The sequence below is a fragment of the Silanimonas sp. genome (genome assembly GCF_027530345.1).
GTDB lineage: Bacteria > Pseudomonadota > Gammaproteobacteria > Xanthomonadales > Xanthomonadaceae > Silanimonas.
The window spans coordinates 167,499-184,734 of the sequence record NZ_JAPZQK010000008.1; the positions used below are offsets into that span (position 1 = coordinate 167,499).

Here is a 17,236-nt window from a genome sequence, read left to right on the forward strand (position 1 = left end):
CCCGCAGCGAACTGCCACGGAACCCGCCCGCCATGCCCATCTACGCCTTCGCCTGCTCGGCCTGCGGCCACGATTTCGAACGCCTGCAGAGGCTTTCCGACGCCGATCCGACCACCTGTCCCGCGTGCGGCGCGGAAGGCACGATCGGCCGCCAGTTGACGGCACCGCAGTTCCGGCTGGCCGGCGGCGGCTGGTACGAGACCGACTTCAAGAAGGACGGCGACAAGAAGCGCAACTTGGCCGATTCGGGCTCGGGCGCCTCCGCGGCGTCCAGTGCGCCGGCCAGCCCCGCGCCGGCGCCCACCAAAGCCTCGTCCGAATGAGCGCCACCGCCTTCTTCACCGGCCTGCTGGCCTTGTGCGGCCAGGCCTTCGAAGGCCGCATGACCACCAACGACCCGGCCGACGCCGCCATGGGCGCCCAGCGCCTGGTGATGCACGTGCGCGAGTGCAAAGGCGACGAGATCCGCATTCCGTTCCACGTCGGCGCCGACCGCTCGCGCACCTGGGTCGTCACCCGCACCGCCTCGGGCCTGCGCCTGAAGCACGATCACCGGCACGACGATGGCTCGTCCGACGTGCTGACGATGTACGGCGGTGACACCGCGGCCCCGGGCAGCGCCAGCCGCCAGGACTTCCCGGTCGATGCCGAGTCGATCGCCCTGTTCATCCGCGAGGGTCGTGCGGTCTCGACCACCAACACCTGGACGATCGAGCACCGCAAGGGCCGCCTGTTCGCCTACGGGCTCGCGCGCCCGGCCGCCGGCAACAACCCGGCCCGCCGCTTCCGCGTTGAGTTCGACCTCACGAAGCCCGTGCCCGCCCCGCCGGCCCCGTGGGGCGCGGAAGCCCCGGCCACGGCCGCCGCCCGCTGACCGCCGGTACAATGGCCGGCTTGCCGCCGCGGCACCGCGGTGGCCCCTGATTCCTGTGGAGTTCCCATGCGTAGCCACTACTGCGGCCAGCTCGGCGAAGCGCTGATCGGCCAGACCGTCACCCTTTGCGGCTGGGCCGATGTCGCCCGCAACCTCGGCGGCGTCTGCTTCATCGACCTCCGCGACCACGAGGGCATCGTCCAGGTGGTCGCCGAACCGGACAACGCCGCGTACGCGACCGCCGCACAGGTGGGCTACGAGGACTGCCTGAAGGTGACCGGCGTCGTGCGCGCCCGCCACAGCGTCAACGACAAGCTGAAGACCGGCCGCATCGAAGTCGTGGCCGAGCGCATCGAGATCCTCAACAAGGCCGAGACGCTGCCCTTCTACCTGCACGAAACGCCCGGCGAAGACGTGCGCCTGAAGTACCGCTACCTCGACCTGCGCCGCCCGGCGATGCAGCGCACGATGCGCACTCGCGTCGCCCTCGTGCAGGCCCTGCGCCGCTACCTCGACACGAAGGGCTTCCAGGACATCGAGACGCCGATCCTCACCAAGGCCACGCCGGAAGGTGCGCGCGACTACCTGGTGCCGAGCCGCGTGCATCCGGGCGAGTTCTTCGCGCTGCCGCAGTCGCCGCAGCTGTTCAAGCAGCTGCTGATGATGGCGGGCTTCGATCGCTACTATCAGATCGCGCGCTGCTTCCGCGACGAAGACCTGCGCGCCGACCGCCAGCCGGAATTCACCCAGCTCGACATGGAGTTCGCCTTCATCACCGAGCAGGACATCCAGGATTTCGTGGAAGGGATGATCCGCCAGGTGCTGAAGGAAGTCGGCGGCATCGAGCTCGCCAACCCCTTCCCGCGCATGACCTACGCCGAGGCCATGCGCCTGTACGGCTCGGACAAGCCCGACCTGCGCATCGCGTGGGAATTCACCGATATCGCCGAGCTCGTGAAGGGCTGCGAGTTCAAGGTCTTCACCGATTGGGCGAACCATGCCGAAGGCCGCGTCGTCGCGCTGCGCGTGCCGGGCGGTGCGTCGCTCTCGCGCAAGCAGATCGACGACTACGGTGCGTACTGCGCCAAGTACGGCGCCAAGGGCCTGGCGTGGATGAAGGTCGAAGCGCGCGCGAAGGGCCGCGAGGGCATCAATTCGCCGATCGCCAAGTTCCTCGACGACGCCACGCTCGCCGCCGTGCTCGACGCCGCGCAGGCGAGCGACGGCGACCTGCTGTTCTTCGGCGCCGGCACCTACAAGACCGTGTGCGACTTCATGGGCGCCCTGCGCCTGAAGGCCGCGAAGGACCTCGGCCAGGTGGCGAACGTGTGGGCCCCGCTGTGGGTCACCGACTTCCCGATGTTCGAGTGGGACGACGAAGCGCAGCGCTACGTGGCCCTCCATCATCCATTCACTGCACCAAAAATCGACGACATCGCCGACCTCGCCGCGAACGCCCGCATCGCGGTCTCGCGCGGCTACGACATGGTGCTCAACGGCAACGAGATCGGCGGCGGCTCGGTTCGCATCCACAACAGCGCGATGCAGGCCAAGGTGTTCGAGCTGCTCGGCATTGGCGCGGAAGAGGCGGAAGCGAAGTTCGGCTTCCTGCTCGAGGCCCTGCGCTACGGCGCGCCGCCGCACGGCGGCATCGCCTTCGGCATCGACCGCATCTCGGCCCTGATGGCCGGCAGCGACTCGATCCGCGACGTCATCGCCTTCCCGAAGACCGCCAGCGCCCAGTGCTTGCTCACCAACGCCCCGTCGCCCATCGACGACAAGCAGTTGGCCGAGCTGCACGTGCAGGTGCGTCCGGCGGCAAAGGGCTGACCGCGCCGCTAGTACTTGCAAGTACTAAAAAGTGAGGCTAGTGTATCCACACCTTCAAATGGGTGGGGTGACGCCATGCGAATGCACGAAGTTCAGGTGGATAGCGAAGTTTTCGAGTTCGTGAAGAGCAAGTCGGAACCGCTAGTCGACACGTTCAACTCGTCTCTCAAAAGGCTGCTCATGACGGGAGGTGTTGCGCAGTCCAAGCCGATTGCGAAGGCGCAGCCGTCAGAGCTTCTGGTTCCAATGACCGCTCCCGTTGCCTTGAGGCAGACCCTGGCAGTCATTCGTCTCGTCGACAGCGGCGTTGATCGGATCGCTGCAACGCAAGAGGTTGCGAAGAGAGAAGGCGTCGCGCGGGAGACCGTCCAAGACAAATACTGCCGTCAGCTCGGTTTGTCTGCCGAGGCTTTCGACGAGTTGTTGGCGGAGATCGGTCGGGGCCGGATGTCCCGTCTTCTTGCCTCCAAGTTTCCGAAGTACTCGCATCAGATTCGAACAGCGATCGGAGCGGACTCCTTGAAATGAATGCCAATGGCTGACCGCGTCGTCCTGCTGCATGGCATCTGGAACAACCGCCCGGTGCTGTGGCCGCTCGCGGCGCGGCTGCGTGCCAGCGGCTTCGAGGTCGAGACCTTCGGCTACCCCAGCGTGTTCGGCGGCGCGGAAGCGGCGGCCCAGCAGCTGGCCGCCAAGCTGCGACTCGACGCCCGGAAGCGCAAAACCCCGGCCCATCTGGTGGGCCACAGCCTCGGCGGCCTCGTGTCGCTGCTCGCCGCCCAAGACCCCGAACTGCCGGTGCGGCGCATCGTCTGCCTCGGCAGCCCGCTCACCGGCAGCGGTGCAGCGCGCGCCGTGCATGGCCGCGGCCTCGGCTTCGGCATGGGCCGCAGCGCCCGCGTGCTGCTGAAGGGCCTCGAACACGCGCCCCAGCACTGCGAGGTCGGCGCCATCGCCGGGACCCTGGAAGCGGGCTTGGGTCGGGTGTTCGGCACGTTCGACGGCCCGCATGACGGCACCGTCGCCGTCGACGAGACCCGGCTACTGGGCTTGGTCGACCATTTCGAAGTCCGCGCCAGCCACATGGGCTTGCTGGTGTCGCGGGTCGCCGCCGAGGCGGTGGCGAGTTTCCTGCGCACGGGGCGGTTCGCGGGGTAGTCATCAGCGCGCCTGCCTCGCGTTCCGGCAGGCCGCTCTTCGCGGACTCGGGGCTGTCCTGCCCCGAGCCGCGCGCTCGCCATCCATGGCTCGCTCGTCGCTGGCCTGCCGACCCGCGGTCGCGGCGCGGCGATCCCCCGCACCGACATGTTGGCGAGGTGTGCGGGATCGCCGCGCTGTTGCGCTCCGGTGCGGGGTGGTGGGGCGGCGAGGCGAATAAGGAGCCCCGGCGCGGTCTTGAGGCGCAAGCCCCGAAGGGGTCGCGCAGGATGCGCGATCCGGCCGAGCGACAGGGATGTCGCCTTCGGCCGGACCGCCGGAAACCTCGCCGAGAGGGTCATGGGGCGGGACAGCCTCGCCGACAAGCCACCCCGCCCGTGGACGCATCACTCGGCGATAATCCCGCCATCGCACATACCACCGAGGCATCCCATGGGTCGATTGATGGCCATCGAAGGCCGCAAGAACGCGCAAGCCGCCAAGCGCGGCGCGGTCTTCACCAAGCTGGTCCGCGAGATCTCCGTCGCGGCGCGGATGGGCGGCGGTGATCCCGCCGGCAACCCGCGCCTGCGCCTCGCGGTCGACCGCGCCCTCGCGCAGTCGATGCCGAAGGACAACATCGAGCGCGCGATCAAGAAGGCCACCGGCGAACTGGAAGGCGTCTCGTACGAGGAAGTGCGCTACGAGGGCTACGCGCCGGGCGGTATCGCCGTCATCGTCGAGTGCCTCACCGACAACCGCGTGCGCACCGTGGCGGATGTGCGCCACGCCTTCTCGAAGTACGGCGGCAACCTCGGCACCGAGGGTTCGGTCGCCTTCATGTTCAAGAAGATCGGCGTGCTGGCGTACGGCGCTGGCGCGGACGAAGAGAAGATCACCGAAGCCGCCATCGAGGCCGGTGCCGACGACATCAAGAGCTACGACGACGGCGCGGTGGAAGTGATCACCTCGCCCGAGGCCTTCGAGGCGGTGAAGAAGGCGATGGAGGCCGCCGGCCTCGCGCCGGCCGAAGCCAACGTGACGATGCGCGCCGACAACGACGTGGCCGTCGACGGCGAAACGGCGCAGCAGGTGGTCAAGCTGCTCGACAAGCTCGAGGACCTCGACGACGTGCAGAACGTGCACCACAACGCCGACCTGCCGGACAGCGCGTACCAGTGACGACCCGCCTGCTCGGCATCGATCCCGGGTCCCGGCGCACGGGCCTCGGGGTTATCGACGTCGACGCCTACGGCCACTACACCTTCGTGCACTGCGAAGTGCTGAACCTGCTGATCGACACCGACAACTTCCCCGAGCGCCTCGGGCGTCTTGCCGAAGGCATCGACGCGATCATCGACCAGTGGCAGCCGCAGCAGGTCGCCATCGAAACCGTGTTCATGGACAAGAGCGCCACCTCGGCGCTGAAACTGGGCCATGCCCGCGGTGCGGCCATCGCCACCGTTGTGCGCCGCGGCCTGCCGCTGGCCGAGTACGCGCCGCGCGTCATCAAGCAGTCGCTGGTGGGCAAGGGCGCGGCCGACAAGGACCAAGTGCAGCACATGGTCAAGATCCTGCTGAACCTGCAGGGCGAGCGCCTGTTCGCCGATGCGGCCGACGCGCTGGCCGTCGCGCTCACCCACGCCCACATGTCCGCCACCGCCATGCGCGCCGGGGTGGGCGTGGCCGCGCTGCGGCGGCGCTGACTCGGGCAGACTGCCTCCCACTCTCCACGAGCGATCCACGAATGATCGGACGCCTCCGCGGCACCCTCATCCAGAAAGCCCCGCCCTCGCTGATGGTCGAAGTGGGCGGCGTCGGCTATGAGCTCGACGCGCCGATGTCGACCTTCTACGACCTGCCCGAGATCGGCCGCGAGGTCACGCTGTTCACGCACTACGCGGTGAAGGAGGACAGCGTCGCGCTGTACGGTTTCCTCACCGAGCGCGAGCGCCGGCTGTTCCGCGACGTGCAGAAGGTGACGGGCATCGGCGCGAAGATCGCGCTGGCCATCCTCTCCGGCGTCAGCGTCGACGATTTCGCCCGCCTCGTCTCGACCAGCGACGTCACCGCGCTCACCCGCATCCCGGGTATCGGCAAGAAGACCGCCGAACGCATCGTCGTCGAGCTGCGCGATCGCGCGGCGGAACTGGGTGGCGTCGGTGGTCCGGTGGCCAAGGGCCAGCCCATCCCGGCCGACCCGCAGTCCGAAGCCGTCATCGCGCTGCAGCAACTGGGCTACAAGCCGGCCGAGGCGGCGAAGATGGCCAAGGACGCCTTCGAGGCGGGGGACACGGCCGAGGCCGTGATCCGCAAGGCGCTCAAGGCCTCGCTGCGGACCTGATTTCACGCGGAGTACACGCCCGCCGAAACGGGCGTAGACTCCGCGCGCCGCCGCTTCCGCCCCGCCCATGTCCGACCCCAACGCCGCCCCCGTTTCCTCCGCGCCCGCCGAAGCCGCCTGCGAGGTCGGGACGGGACAACCGGCGGGCCACGTGCACGCCAGGGCCGGCACCACGGCCCTCGTGGTCGGCGCCATCGGCGTCGTGTTCGGCGACATCGGCACCAGCCCGCTCTACACGTTGAAGGAAGCCTTCGGCCACGCCTACGGGCTGACGCCCACGCCCGACAACGTGCTCGGCGTGCTGTCGCTGATCTTCTGGGCCCTCATCGGCGTCGTCAGCGTCAAGTACGTGATGGTGATGATGCGCGCGGACAACCGCGGCGAAGGCGGCGTGCTGGCACTCGCCGCGCTCGTGCAACGCCATCTGCCGATCGCCGCGCCGCTCAGTTACCTCGTCGGGGTGCTCGGCATCTTCGCCACCGCGCTGTTCTTCGGCGACGGCGTCATCACCCCGGCCATCTCCGTGCTCGGCGCGGTCGAGGGCCTCGAAGTCGCGGCGCCGGCGCTGCACCCGTATGTCGTGCCGGTGGCCATCGCCGTGCTGCTGGTGCTCTTCGCCTTCCAGTTCCTGGGCACCGAGAAGGTCGGCAAGGTCTTCGGCCCGATCACCTGCCTGTGGTTCGCGGCGATCGGCGTGGCCGGCGTGGGCGGGATCGTGGAGAACCCGGAGGTGCTGAAGGCCTTCAATCCGGCGTGGGCCGTGGCGTTCTTCGCCCACCACGGCGTGGTCGCGTGGGTGGCGCTGGGCGCCGTGGTCCTGGCGGTGACCGGCGGCGAGGCGCTGTATGCCGACATGGGCCACTTCGGCCGCCGCGCCATCCAGCTCGGCTGGTTCGGCTTTGTGATGCCCTGCCTGTTGCTCAACTACCTCGGCCAGGGCGCGCTGCTGCTCGCCGACCCGGCAGCGGTCAAGAACCCCTTCTACCTGCTGCTGCCCTCGTGGGCGCTGGTGCCGATGATCGTGCTGGCCACCTTGGCCGCGGTGATCGCCTCGCAGGCGCTGATCTCGGGCACGTACTCGGTCGTGCGGCAAGCGATCCAGCTCGGCTACCTGCCGCGCATGAAGATCGTTCACACCTCGGACGACACCGAAGGCCAGATCTACATGCCCAGCATCAACCGCTGGCTGCTGGTGGCGGTGATGCTGACGGTGATCGGCTTCGGCAGCTCCAGCGCGCTGGCCGTGGCCTACGGCGTGTCGGTGACGGGCACGATGATCATCAGCGGCATCCTGCTGCTGATCCTCGCGAGGGTGTGCTGGCGCACGCCGCGCTGGGTGCTGTGGACGGCCGGCCTCGCCATGCTGGTCGTCGACGTCGCCCTGTTCAGTGCGAACCTGGTGAAGTTCTTCGAGGGCGCTTGGTTCCCGCTGGCCTTGGGCCTCGGCGCCTTCGTGCTCATGCGCACCTGGCACCGCGGCCGCGTGCTGGTGCGCGAGCAGGTCAACCGCGACAGCCTGCGCATCGAGCACCTCGTGAAGAGCCTGATGGCCTCGCCGCCGGCGCGGGTGCCCGGCACCGCGGTGTTCCTCACGCCCAGCAATGCGTTCACGCCGCCGGCCCTGCTGCACAACCTCAAGCACAACAAGGTGCTGCACGCCTGCAACGTGCTGCTCAGCGTGCAGGTGCTGACGGTGCCGCGCGCCGAGGCGAACGACCGCGTGACGCTCGAACCCATCGGTCACGGCTTCTGGCGCATGACGCTGCGCTTCGGCTTCGTCGAGGACCCTCACGTGCCGAAGGCGCTGAAGGCCCTGAAGCTCGTCGAACCCGACTTCAACCCGATGGCCACCACCTTCTTCGCCAGCCGCGAAGCGCTGGTCGCGTCCAAGGGCGACGGCATGGCGCTGTGGCGCGACAAGCTGTTCCTGCTGCTGTCGCGCAATGCCACGCCGGCCACCGAATTCTTCTCGATCCCCGGCAACCAGCTCGTCGAGCTGGGGATGCAGGTCAGGATCTGAGCCGAACCTAGTTCGGCGGGAGCGGGTTCCGCCCCGCGATGGGTCGGCAGTCTGGCGTGAGCATCGGCTCGCGCGCCACGTCGGGGCTCAGGAAGCGTTGCCGCAGCTGTCGGTCGCGCAAGGCCCAGTCGAAGCCCGCCAACGCCCGGCGCAGGGCGTTGCCGTGCATCTGCTCGGCGTCAGGCGTGAGGCGGTAGTAGAGCTCGTAGCTGCCGAGGCGCCGCGTGCGGGACCGCAGGGTGACTGCCCCCCAGCCGCGGCGCATCAGGGCCACGTAGACCACTTCGCGGCCGCCGACCAGCACATCGAGGCGCCCCGCGGCGAAGTCGTCGGCCAAGGCCCCGTCCACGGTGCCTGCCACGATCTGGGACTCAGCGAAGCCGAGCGATTCGGCCAAGCGCACCGTGCGCGCGCCCACCTTCAGTGTCGAGGGTGGGGCCGTCGAGGCGGTCGCCCAAGGGCCCTGGTACACGGCGATCCGGTCGATCGTATGGCCGAACGGCAGTTGCACCGTGTCCTCGAGCCCGGTGCTCAGCTTCGGATCGCCGAGGAAGAGGTCGATGCCGCCGGCTTTGCGCGCTTCGAGGCCGGCATCGAGCGGGAGCGGAACGGCAACGAAGCGCCGTCCGGCGCGCTCCGCCAATCGGCGCAGGTTTTCGACCGCGATGCCGGTGAGGTGGCAGTCCGCGTCGTGGAAGGCCCAAGGCGGGAGATGGGGGACGCCCACGCGCAGCTCGACGGCGGGCGTCGAGGCTTCCGCGGCGTCGGCGTCGGTGCCGGGCCAAGCGGCGAGAGTGGTGATCGCAAGGACCATTCCCCACCTCAGGACGCTGTGACGGACCATGCCTGCCTCCCTGCGTTGGGGGCGCCGAGCCCGGGCGGTCTCACGCGCCGTGCGAATATACGCCCATGAGTACCCGCACCGTCTCGCCCGGCGCCACCGCCGAGGACGAAGCCCTCGAAGCCAGCATCCGCCCGAAGTCGCTCGCCGAGTACCTCGGCCAGGAAGCCGTACGCGAGCAGATGCAGATCTACATCCAGGCCGCCAAGCAGCGCGGCGAGGCTCTGGACCACGTGCTGATCTTCGGGCCGCCGGGCCTTGGCAAGACCACGCTCTCGCACGTCATCGCCAACGAGCTCGGCGTGAACCTCCGCCAGACCTCGGGCCCGGTGATCGAGAAGGCCGGCGACCTCGCGGCCCTGCTCACCAACCTGCAGCCGCACGACGTGCTGTTCGTCGACGAGATCCACCGCCTCTCACCGATGGTCGAAGAGGTGCTGTATCCCGCGATGGAGGACTACCAGATCGACATCATGATCGGCGAAGGCCCCGCGGCCCGCTCGATCAAGCTCGACCTGCCGCCCTTCACTCTCATCGGTGCGACCACCCGCGCTGGCCTGCTCACCGCGCCGCTGCGCGACCGCTTCGGCATCGTGCAGCGCCTCGAGTTCTACACCGCCGAAGAACTCACCCGCATCGTGCGGCGCTCGTCGCAGATCCTCGGTATCGCGTGTGATGCGGAGGGCGCGGCGGAAATCGCCAAGCGCTCGCGCGGCACGCCGCGGATCGCCAACCGCCTGCTGCGCCGCGTGCGCGACTACGCGCAGGTGAAGGGCGAGGGCGTGATCACCAAGCCCATCGCCGATGCGGCGATGAAGATGCTGAAGGTCGACCCGGAAGGCTTCGACGACCTCGACCGCCGCCTGCTGCAGACGATCGCCGAGAGCTTCGCCGGCGGTCCGGTGGGCGTCGAATCGCTGGCCGCCGCGCTGTCGGAGGAGCGCGGCACCCTCGAGGACGTCGTCGAGCCCTTCCTGATCCAGCAGGGCTTCCTGGTCCGCACGGCCCGCGGTCGCATGCTCGCCCCGAAGGCCTGGACCTGGCTGGGCCTGAAGCCGCCGCGCGGCGCCGCCACGCCCGATCTGTTCGACGCCGATGCCGGCTGATCGGTCCGCGTTCAGCCTGACCTTAAGGGTCTATTGGGAAGATACCGACGCCGGTGGGGTCGTCTACCACGCCAGCTACGTCCGGTTCCTCGAGCGGGCGCGCACCGAATGGTTGCGCGCCGTCGGGTACGACCAGACCACGCTGCGTGGCGAGAACGGCCTGCTGCTGGTGGTGCGCGCGATGCGGCTCGATTTCCTCGGCCCGGCGCGGCTCGATGACCTGCTCACCGTGACCGTAACCCCGGTCGAGGCGAAAGGGGCGAGCCTGCGCTGCCGGCAGTCGGTGCTGCTTGGCGAGCGCCCTTTGCTCACCGCCGAGGTCGAAGTCGCCTGCCTGCGTGCCGCCGATTTCCGCCCCATCCGAATCCCCGCCGGCCTGCTGGCCGACCTGATGCCGAACCCTGGTGCCCCATGCTGACGACCGTTTTCCTCGCTGCTGCCACCGCTGCCACGCCGCTTGCTCCGGAGGCCGCCGCGGCCGCCGCGGAGGTCGCGACCGAAGCCGCTGTGTCGGGGGGCATCAACTACTTCACGCTGATCCTCAAGGCGAGCGTGCCAGTGCAGCTCGTGCTGCTGCTGCTCGTCGCCGCCTCGGTGCTGAGTTGGGTGATCATTTTCCGCAAGCAGCGCGTCTACAAGCGCGCCGACGCCGAAGCCAACGAGTTCGAGAACCGCTTCTGGTCGGGCGCCGACCTCAACCAGCTGTACCGCGCGGCCACCGATCGCAACCGCGTGGTCGAGGGGCTGGAAGCCATCTTCGAGGCGGGCTTCCGCGAATTCACCCGCCTGCGCCAGAAGAAGGGCATGGACGCGCGCGCCCAGCTTGAGGGCGCCCAGCGCGCCATGCGCGCCACGCTGGCCCGCGAGACCGGCGAGCTCGAGCGCAACCTCGAGCTGCTGGCGAACATCGGCTCCACCTCGCCGTACGTCGGCCTCGTCGGCACCGTGTGGGGAATCATGATCGCCTTCCACGAGCTGGGTAACGTCAAGCAGGCGACGATGGCGCAGGTCGCGCCGCACATCTCCGAAGCCCTGATCGCCACCGCGATCGGCCTGTTCGCCGCCATCCCGGCCGTGTGGGCCTACAACCGCTACGCCTCGCGCGTCGAGCGCCTGACCGTGCGCTACGAGGCCTTCGCCGAAGACTTCAGCTCGATCCTCGCCCGCCAGGGCGGCAGCGACGAGCCCTGACCCCAAGCCCCCGCCTCATCCGTTGGAGGGCCCATGGCCGCGTTCAGCAACCGCCACAAGAAGCGCAAGCTCAAGGCAGAGATCAACGTCGTTCCGTACATCGACGTGATGCTCGTGCTGCTCGTCATCTTCATGATCACCGCCTCGGTGATGAACCTCGGCGTCGAGGTCAACCTGCCGCAGTCGAATGCCCGGCCGGTCGAACAGGCGCAGGACCCGGTGGTCGTCTCGATCGCCCGCGACGGCAGCTATTCGCTGAAGCTCGGCGATGGCGCCGACACGCCGATGTCGCGCGAGGAACTGGGCAATCGCATCCGCGCCTTCGTGGCACAGAACCCGCAGACGCCGGTCTTCGTCGCCGCGCACCGTGAGCTCCAGTACCAGACGGTGATGGAGGCCATGGAGCTGCTGCAGGGCGCCGGCGTCTCCAAGGCCGCCCTGATGAGCGAGCCGCGGGCCACGGAGCGCTGATGCGCGAGCGTCCCGAAGACACGGGCATTGCGGTCGGCCTGGCGGTCGGCCTGCACCTGCTCGTCGTCGTCCTGATGTTCGTCGCCTGGCTGTGGACCCCGGCACCCGAGGTGCTGTCCGTCGCCGGCCCGCCGATCGAAGTCGAACTGGTGCAGGCCGCGCCCGTGCGCGACCGCGAGCGCCCGAGCGCCGCCACGCCGCCGCCGGCCGCCCCGGAGCCGGTCGAAGAAGAGGCCGCCCCGCCGCCTCAGCCGGAGCCCGAGCCCACCCCACAGGATGCGGTGGTCGAACCGCAGCCCACGCCGCAGACCCCGCAGGCCGTTCCCGACACCCGCGATCAGGATCGCGCGTCCCGCGACGCCGTGTCGCCCGAGCCGCCGGCCCCGCGCGAGCAGGAAGAGCGTCGTCGCGAAGAGCAGGTCGACCTGACCGAGCGCCCGCCGCAGACCACGCCCGAGGAGCGGCAGCGCCTGTCCGCGCAGCAGCTCGAGCGCCTGAAGCGCTTGGCCGCCCTGCAACAGCAGAGTGCCGAAGCGCGCAACCAGACCCGCATGGAAGAGCAGCGCGACCGGCAGCGGCAGGACCTCGCCGCCCGCCAGCCCTCGCCGCAGCCCGCTGCCTCGCCGAGCGAGGCCACGCCGACGCCGATGGCCGGCAACAACGGCGTGGACACCAGCCTCCAGGCGGCTTACCAGCTCGCCATCCAGAATGCCGTCGAGCGCAATTGGCGGCGGCCGGAGACGATCCCGGTAGGGCAGCGCTGCCGCATCGTCATCGTCCAGATCCCCGGCGGCGAGGTGATCAGCGCCGACGTCGATCCGACCTGCCCCTACGACGCGCTGGGCCGCGATTCGCTGGAGCGCGCCGTGTTCGCCGCATCGCCGCTGCCCTACGCCGGTTTCGAAGAGGTTTTTGTTCGTCGCCTCGGCCTGAACTTCCAGCCGGCGGACTGAGGCTGCACCGGCGTTCAGCAACCAGCGGCTATCTCTTTCTCCGACCCCGTACACTCCGCGCGCGCCGCCCGACGGCTTTTGGAACCCCAGCCATGACGCGAACCCTTGCATCCCTCGTCCTGCTCGCCTTCGCCCTGCTGACGCTGCCCTTCGCGTCGCGCGCGCAGACGCTGGAAATCGACATCGTTGGCGGCAACGCCGCGGCCCTGCCGATCACCGTCGTGCCGATGCCCTACCTGGGCACGAACGTCGCCCCGGACACCGACGTCGCCGCGGTCATCGCCGCTGACCTGAACCGCTCGGGCCAGTTCCGCACCCTGCCGGACGCCAACATCATCGAGAAGCCGATCCGCGGCAGCGAGATCCAGTTCCCGACCTGGCGCGTGCTGAAGCAGGACTTCATCGTCGTCGGTCGCGTGCTGGACGCCCCGGACGGCGGTTACCGCGTCGAGTACGAGCTGTACGACGTGGCCAAGCAGGAGCGTCTGCTGGGCCTGGCCATGACCGGCCGGGTGCGCGGCATGCGCGACATCGCCCACCAGATCGCCGACCAGGTCTACGAGAAGATCCTGGGCGTCCGCGGCGCCTTCTGGACCCGCATCGCCTACGTGACCGCCTCGGGCCGCCACCCGAACCAGCAGTACGCCCTGATGGTCGCCGATGCCGACGGCTTCAACCCGCAGACGGTGGTCCGCTCGCGCGAACCGCTGATGTCGCCGGCCTGGGCCCCGGACGGCCGCCGCCTCGCCTACGTGAGCTTCGAGCGCGGCAACTCGACCATCTATATCCAGGAGCTGACCACCGGCGCCCGCGAGGTGGTGGCGAGCTTCCGGGGCATCAACGGTGCTCCCAGCTTCAGCCCGGACGGCACCAAGCTGGCCCTGACCCTGTCGCGGACCGGCAACCCCGAGATCTACGTGATGGACCTGGGCTCGAAGGCCCTGACCCAGATCACCCGCCATTTCTCCATCGACACCGAGGCGGTCTGGACCCCGGACGGCCAGAGCCTGGTCTTCACGTCCGACCGCGCCGGCCGGCCCCAGCTCTACCAGGTGCCCGTCACCGGGGGGGAGCCGACCCGCCTGACCTTCGAAGGGGACTACAACGCCAAGGCGTCCGTGGCCTTCGATGGTAAAAAATTCGCTATGGCGCAGGGAAACAGGAACGTTTATCGTATTGCGGTACTGGACCGCAGCCTCGCCCAGCCCCGTTGGCAGACCTTGTCGCCGGGCAACCTGGACGAGTCTCCCAGCTTCGCGCCCAACGCCAGCATGCTTCTGTACGCCACGAAAGAGGGCGGCCGGGGCGTGCTGTATGCGGTGTCGGCCGATGCGCGTGTCCGGCAGCGTTTGGTTTTGACCGACGGTGACGTCCGGGAGCCCGCCTGGTCGCCGTACCGGCAACGATAAACAGGACGGGCCTGCCGCACCCCCGCTCACGCTCCACTTTTTTGCTACTCACTGCCAACGAGGTTCCACCCATGAACAACACCACCCGCGTCCTGCTGGTCGCTGCCATCGCCGTCGGCCTCGCCGCCTGCACCAAGAAGACCGTTCCGGAAGCCCCGGCCGCCCAGCCGGCGCAGCCGGCCACGCAGGCCGCCGTCGACGACGGCAAGTACGGCCCGGAAGACCTGGACACCGACGCCTGCCTGAAGCAGCGCACCGTGTACTTCGATTTCGACCAGGACGCCGTCAAGGCCGAGTTCCAGGCGATCATGGCGTGCCACGCCAAGTACCTGCAGGACCGTCCGGAATCGCGCATCACGCTGGAAGGCAACGCTGACGAGCGCGGTTCGCGCGAGTACAACCTCGGCCTCGGCGAGCGCCGTGGCAACGCCGTCTCGGGCGCCCTGCAGGCGGCCGGTGGTTCGGCTGGCCAGCTGACCGTCGTCTCGTACGGCGAAGAGCGTCCGGTCGACACCGCGTCGACGGAAGAGGCGTGGGCGAAGAACCGCCGCGTCGAGATCGTCTACACCGCCCGCTAAGCGGAGCCGGTCTTGCGTGCCTTGAAGCTCGCAGTCGTGGTGGCGGCCCTCGTGGCCGCCACTTCGGTTTCGGCGCAGCGCGCCAGCCTGTCGGAGCGCATCGAGCGCCTCGAGGCCCAGGCGGCGTCGCAGAACAACGCGCAAGCCAACATCGAGACGCTGAACCGTCTCAACGCCCTGCAGCAGGAAGTCGCCTCGCTGCGTGGCCTCGTCGAACAACTGCAGAACGAGAACGCCCAGCTCAAGCAGGCGGCCCGCGAGCAGTACATCGACCTCGATTCCCGGTTGGGTCGCCTCGAAGGCGGCTCGGCCCCGGCGGCCGGAACGGCTGCCACGCCGGCAGGCGCCGACGGCGGTGCTCCCACGCCCGCAGAGACCCCTGCCGCCCCGGTGGACGCCGCCCCAGGCACCGCCGCCCCCGCTGCGCCGCGTGGCGTGGTCGCCGATGTCGCGACCGGTGCCCCGGTCCCGGCCGATCCGGCCGGCGAGCGGCCCATGTACGACAGTGCCTTCCAAGCCCTGCGCGACGGCGAGTACGCCGAAGCTTCGCGCCGCTTCCAGGCCTACCTGGAGGCCTACCCGGCCGGCACGCTGGCGCCGAACGCCTGGTACTGGCTCGGCGAGAGCTATTACGTCACCCAGAACTACGATGTCGCTCTGACGGCCTTCGAGAGCCTGCTGCAGGCCTTCCCGGATTCGGCCAAGGCGCCCGACGCGCTGCTCAAGCTCGGCTATTGCCAATTCGAGCTCGGCCGCGCGCCGCAGGGCGAAGCGACGCTGCGCGACGTGATCGCGCGCTTTCCGGGCAGCGACGCCGCGCGTCTCGCCCAAAGCCGCCTGCGCTCCCTCGCGCTGGACGCCGGCTGAGGCCCCGATGACCGCTCCGCGCCTGCGCGAGCAGCCAGGCGATCGCGAGCGGCCCTCCGAGATCGTCCAGGCCGAACGCCTCAAGATCACCGAGGTCTTTCTTTCCCTGCAGGGCGAATCCCGTTCGGTCGGCTGGCCGACCGTGTTCATCCGCCTGACGGGCTGTCCGCTGCGCTGCACCTATTGCGATAGCGCCTACGCCTTCCACGGCGGTGAGTGGCGATCCATCCCGGACCTCGTCGACGAAGCGCGCGCCCACGGGGTGCGGCACGTGTGCGTGACCGGTGGCGAGCCGCTCGCGCAGAAGCGCTGCCTGTTGCTGCTGAAGGCCCTGTGCGACGCCGGTTTCGACGTGTCGCTCGAAACGTCCGGCGCCCTCGATATCTCGGAGGTCGACCCGCGCGTTTCCATCGTGCTCGACCTGAAGACCCCGGATTCCGGCGAGGCGAAGCGCAACCGGCTGCCGAACCTGCCGCTGCTGCAGGCCAAGGACCAGGTGAAGTTCGTGCTGTGCAGCCGCGCCGACTACGACTGGGCGAAGGCAATGGTCGCGGAGCACGCGCTGGCGTCGCGCTGCGAGGTGCTCTTTTCGCCGAGCTTCGAGCAGCTGGCGCCGCGCGAATTGGCCGATTGGATTGTGGCGGACCGGCTGCCGGTGCGTTTCCAGCTGCAGTTGCACAAGCAGCTTTGGGGCGATGAGCCCGGGCGCTGAGGACGAGGAATCATGGCGATGAATCAAGGTGCGGAGGGTGCCGACTCGATGGCGCAGGACGGTCGCGGCAAGCGTGCCGTGGTGCTGGTTTCCGGCGGCATGGACTCGGCCGTGGTGCTGGCCATCGCCCGCGCCCGCGGTTTCGAGACCTATGCGCTGTCGGTGCGTTACGGCCAGCGCCACTCCGCGGAACTCGACGCGGCGGCGCGCAACGCGGCCAGCCTCGGCGCGGTGGCGCACAAAGTGGTCGAGGTCGACCTGCGCAGCATCGGCGGTTCGGCGCTGACCGCCGACATCGACGTGCCGGAGAGCCCCAGCGAGGGCATTCCCGTCACCTACGTGCCGGCGCGCAACACCATCATGCTGTCGGTGGCGCTGGGCTGGGCCGAGGTGCTGGGCGCCCGCGACCTGTTCTGCGGCGTCAATGCCGTGGATTACTCCGGGTACCCGGACTGCCGCCCCGAGTTCATCGCCGCGTTCGAGCGCCTCGCCAACCTCGCCACCAAGGCCGGGGTGGAGGAGGGCGGCTTGAAGGTGCACGCGCCGCTGATCGCGATGTCGAAGGCCGACATCGTCGTCGAGGGCCTGCGCCTTGGCGTGGATTTCGCCCAGACCGTGAGCTGCTACCAGGCCGACGCCGAGGGCCGTGCCTGCGGCCGCTGCGACGCCTGCCGGCTTCGGGCCGAGGGCTTCGTGAAGGCCGGCGCGCCGGACACGACTCGCTACCAGCCGCGCTGAACGCGGTGGCCCGCCGCGCTGCCAAGCGCCCGGGCTTGCGGTAGACTTCGCGCCCCGCCGCGATGGCGGGGCAGGTTTCGGTGGGCCGTTAGCTCAGTCGGTAGAGCAGCTGGCTTTTAACTAGTTGGTCGATGGTTCGAATCCATCACGGCCCACCACTTCCAC

Annotated in this window: 20 protein-coding genes and 1 tRNA gene; 20 read left to right on the forward strand and 1 reads right to left on the reverse strand. The window is 69.3% G+C overall.

What is annotated here, in order from left to right:
• The first annotated feature begins 32 nt into the window (after nucleotides 1-32).
• The 9 genes from O9255_RS05310 to O9255_RS05350 all read left to right on the forward strand — a co-directional run bounded on the left by O9255_RS05310 (nucleotide 33) and on the right by O9255_RS05350 (nucleotide 8,205).
• Nucleotides 33-323, forward strand: coding sequence for a zinc ribbon domain-containing protein (locus O9255_RS05310; protein WP_297865804.1), 291 nt, complete (start codon nucleotides 33-35; stop codon nucleotides 321-323).
• Nucleotides 320-874 (forward strand): hypothetical protein, encoded by a 555-nt coding sequence (locus tag O9255_RS05315; protein WP_297865805.1) that lies wholly within the window; start codon nucleotides 320-322, stop codon nucleotides 872-874. The genes O9255_RS05310 and O9255_RS05315 overlap by 4 nt, the downstream gene beginning before the upstream one ends.
• Before the next feature lie 66 nt (nucleotides 875-940).
• Nucleotides 941-2,704, forward strand: a complete 1,764-nt coding sequence (gene aspS / locus O9255_RS05320; protein WP_297865806.1) for an aspartate--tRNA ligase — start codon at nucleotides 941-943, stop codon at nucleotides 2,702-2,704.
• Between the two features lie 75 nt (nucleotides 2,705-2,779).
• Entirely contained in the window at nucleotides 2,780-3,232 is a 453-nt protein-coding gene (locus O9255_RS05325; RefSeq protein WP_297865807.1) for a hypothetical protein, read from the forward strand.
• 6 nt (nucleotides 3,233-3,238) lie between these two features.
• Nucleotides 3,239-3,862, forward strand: a complete 624-nt coding sequence (locus O9255_RS05330) for an alpha/beta fold hydrolase (protein WP_297865808.1) — start codon at nucleotides 3,239-3,241, stop codon at nucleotides 3,860-3,862.
• 432 nt (nucleotides 3,863-4,294) lie between these two features.
• Nucleotides 4,295-5,023: a YebC/PmpR family DNA-binding transcriptional regulator gene (locus O9255_RS05335; RefSeq protein WP_297865809.1), complete on the forward strand. Its 729-nt coding sequence runs from the start codon at nucleotides 4,295-4,297 to the stop codon at nucleotides 5,021-5,023.
• Nucleotides 5,020-5,547 carry a crossover junction endodeoxyribonuclease RuvC gene (gene ruvC / locus O9255_RS05340; RefSeq protein WP_297865810.1) on the forward strand — a complete coding sequence of 176 codons (528 nt, stop codon included), beginning with the start codon at nucleotides 5,020-5,022 and terminating at the stop codon, nucleotides 5,545-5,547. Before O9255_RS05335 ends, ruvC begins: the two co-directional genes overlap by 4 nt.
• 41 nt (nucleotides 5,548-5,588) lie before the next feature.
• The gene (ruvA, locus tag O9255_RS05345) at nucleotides 5,589-6,185 is read left to right on the forward strand and encodes a Holliday junction branch migration protein RuvA (protein WP_297865811.1); all 597 of its coding nucleotides are present in this window, start codon (nucleotides 5,589-5,591) and stop codon (nucleotides 6,183-6,185) included.
• A gap of 67 nt (nucleotides 6,186-6,252) precedes the next feature.
• Nucleotides 6,253-8,205: a potassium transporter Kup gene (locus O9255_RS05350; protein WP_297865812.1), complete on the forward strand. Its 1,953-nt coding sequence runs from the start codon at nucleotides 6,253-6,255 to the stop codon at nucleotides 8,203-8,205.
• A 7-nt stretch (nucleotides 8,206-8,212) separates the two neighbouring features.
• Here O9255_RS05350 and O9255_RS05355 read toward each other — a convergent pair whose 3' ends face one another.
• Nucleotides 8,213-9,019 carry a transporter substrate-binding domain-containing protein gene (locus O9255_RS05355; RefSeq protein WP_297865813.1) on the reverse strand — a complete coding sequence of 269 codons (807 nt, stop codon included), beginning with the start codon at nucleotides 9,017-9,019 and terminating at the stop codon, nucleotides 8,213-8,215.
• 95 nt (nucleotides 9,020-9,114) lie between these two features.
• On the opposite strand from O9255_RS05355, the gene ruvB reads away from it, so the two are divergent.
• The 11 genes from ruvB (at nucleotide 9,115) to O9255_RS05410 (ending at nucleotide 17,229) form a co-directional block, all read left to right on the forward strand.
• Nucleotides 9,115-10,152 (forward strand): Holliday junction branch migration DNA helicase RuvB, encoded by a 1,038-nt coding sequence (gene ruvB / locus O9255_RS05360; RefSeq protein ID WP_297865814.1) that lies wholly within the window; start codon nucleotides 9,115-9,117, stop codon nucleotides 10,150-10,152.
• The gene (gene ybgC, locus O9255_RS05365) at nucleotides 10,142-10,570 is read left to right on the forward strand and encodes a tol-pal system-associated acyl-CoA thioesterase (protein WP_297865815.1); all 429 of its coding nucleotides are present in this window, start codon (nucleotides 10,142-10,144) and stop codon (nucleotides 10,568-10,570) included. The genes ruvB and ybgC overlap by 11 nt, the downstream gene beginning before the upstream one ends.
• A complete protein-coding gene (gene tolQ, locus O9255_RS05370) occupies nucleotides 10,564-11,343 on the forward strand; it encodes a protein TolQ (protein ID WP_297865816.1) in 780 nt (259 codons plus the stop codon). The genes ybgC and tolQ overlap by 7 nt, the downstream gene beginning before the upstream one ends.
• A gap of 33 nt (nucleotides 11,344-11,376) precedes the next feature.
• The gene (gene tolR, locus O9255_RS05375; RefSeq protein ID WP_297865817.1) at nucleotides 11,377-11,814 is read left to right on the forward strand and encodes a protein TolR; all 438 of its coding nucleotides are present in this window, start codon (nucleotides 11,377-11,379) and stop codon (nucleotides 11,812-11,814) included.
• On the forward strand, nucleotides 11,814-12,767 hold the full coding sequence (locus O9255_RS05380; RefSeq protein WP_297865818.1) for a protein TolA: 954 nt from the start codon (nucleotides 11,814-11,816) through the stop codon (nucleotides 12,765-12,767). The genes tolR and O9255_RS05380 overlap by 1 nt, the downstream gene beginning before the upstream one ends.
• A gap of 92 nt (nucleotides 12,768-12,859) precedes the next feature.
• The gene (tolB, locus tag O9255_RS05385) at nucleotides 12,860-14,176 is read left to right on the forward strand and encodes a Tol-Pal system beta propeller repeat protein TolB (protein ID WP_297865819.1); all 1,317 of its coding nucleotides are present in this window, start codon (nucleotides 12,860-12,862) and stop codon (nucleotides 14,174-14,176) included.
• A 71-nt stretch (nucleotides 14,177-14,247) separates the two neighbouring features.
• On the forward strand, nucleotides 14,248-14,754 hold the full coding sequence (gene pal, locus O9255_RS05390) for a peptidoglycan-associated lipoprotein Pal (RefSeq protein ID WP_297865820.1): 507 nt from the start codon (nucleotides 14,248-14,250) through the stop codon (nucleotides 14,752-14,754).
• 12 nt (nucleotides 14,755-14,766) lie between these two features.
• Nucleotides 14,767-15,621, forward strand: a complete 855-nt coding sequence (ybgF, locus tag O9255_RS05395) for a tol-pal system protein YbgF (RefSeq protein ID WP_297865821.1) — start codon at nucleotides 14,767-14,769, stop codon at nucleotides 15,619-15,621.
• Nucleotides 15,622-15,628: 7 nt separating this feature from the next.
• Nucleotides 15,629-16,333, forward strand: a complete 705-nt coding sequence (gene queE / locus O9255_RS05400; RefSeq protein ID WP_297865822.1) for a 7-carboxy-7-deazaguanine synthase QueE — start codon at nucleotides 15,629-15,631, stop codon at nucleotides 16,331-16,333.
• A 48-nt stretch (nucleotides 16,334-16,381) separates the two neighbouring features.
• A complete protein-coding gene (gene queC, locus O9255_RS05405) occupies nucleotides 16,382-17,071 on the forward strand; it encodes a 7-cyano-7-deazaguanine synthase QueC (protein WP_297865882.1) in 690 nt (229 codons plus the stop codon).
• Between the two features lie 82 nt (nucleotides 17,072-17,153).
• Nucleotides 17,154-17,229, forward strand: a tRNA-Lys gene (locus O9255_RS05410).
• Nucleotides 17,230-17,236 lie beyond the last annotated feature (7 nt).

Coding starts and splice junctions, on each gene's coding strand:
- O9255_RS05310 (WP_297865804.1), top strand. CDS start 33: ATGCCCATCTACGCCTTCGCCTGCTCGGCCTGCGGCCACGATTTCGAA.
- O9255_RS05315 (WP_297865805.1), top strand. CDS start 320: ATGAGCGCCACCGCCTTCTTCACCGGCCTGCTGGCCTTGTGCGGCCAG.
- aspS (WP_297865806.1), top strand. CDS start 941: ATGCGTAGCCACTACTGCGGCCAGCTCGGCGAAGCGCTGATCGGCCAG.
- O9255_RS05325 (WP_297865807.1), top strand. CDS start 2,780: ATGCGAATGCACGAAGTTCAGGTGGATAGCGAAGTTTTCGAGTTCGTG.
- O9255_RS05330 (WP_297865808.1), top strand. CDS start 3,239: ATGGCTGACCGCGTCGTCCTGCTGCATGGCATCTGGAACAACCGCCCG.
- O9255_RS05335 (WP_297865809.1), top strand. CDS start 4,295: ATGGGTCGATTGATGGCCATCGAAGGCCGCAAGAACGCGCAAGCCGCC.
- ruvA (WP_297865811.1), top strand. CDS start 5,589: ATGATCGGACGCCTCCGCGGCACCCTCATCCAGAAAGCCCCGCCCTCG.
- O9255_RS05350 (WP_297865812.1), top strand. CDS start 6,253: ATGTCCGACCCCAACGCCGCCCCCGTTTCCTCCGCGCCCGCCGAAGCC.
- O9255_RS05355 (WP_297865813.1), bottom strand. CDS start 9,019: ATGGTCCTTGCGATCACCACTCTCGCCGCTTGGCCCGGCACCGACGCC.
- ruvB (WP_297865814.1), top strand. CDS start 9,115: ATGAGTACCCGCACCGTCTCGCCCGGCGCCACCGCCGAGGACGAAGCC.
- ybgC (WP_297865815.1), top strand. CDS start 10,142: ATGCCGGCTGATCGGTCCGCGTTCAGCCTGACCTTAAGGGTCTATTGG.
- tolQ (WP_297865816.1), top strand. CDS start 10,564: ATGCTGACGACCGTTTTCCTCGCTGCTGCCACCGCTGCCACGCCGCTT.
- tolR (WP_297865817.1), top strand. CDS start 11,377: ATGGCCGCGTTCAGCAACCGCCACAAGAAGCGCAAGCTCAAGGCAGAG.
- O9255_RS05380 (WP_297865818.1), top strand. CDS start 11,814: ATGCGCGAGCGTCCCGAAGACACGGGCATTGCGGTCGGCCTGGCGGTC.
- tolB (WP_297865819.1), top strand. CDS start 12,860: ATGACGCGAACCCTTGCATCCCTCGTCCTGCTCGCCTTCGCCCTGCTG.
- pal (WP_297865820.1), top strand. CDS start 14,248: ATGAACAACACCACCCGCGTCCTGCTGGTCGCTGCCATCGCCGTCGGC.
- queE (WP_297865822.1), top strand. CDS start 15,629: ATGACCGCTCCGCGCCTGCGCGAGCAGCCAGGCGATCGCGAGCGGCCC.
- queC (WP_297865882.1), top strand. CDS start 16,382: ATGGCGCAGGACGGTCGCGGCAAGCGTGCCGTGGTGCTGGTTTCCGGC.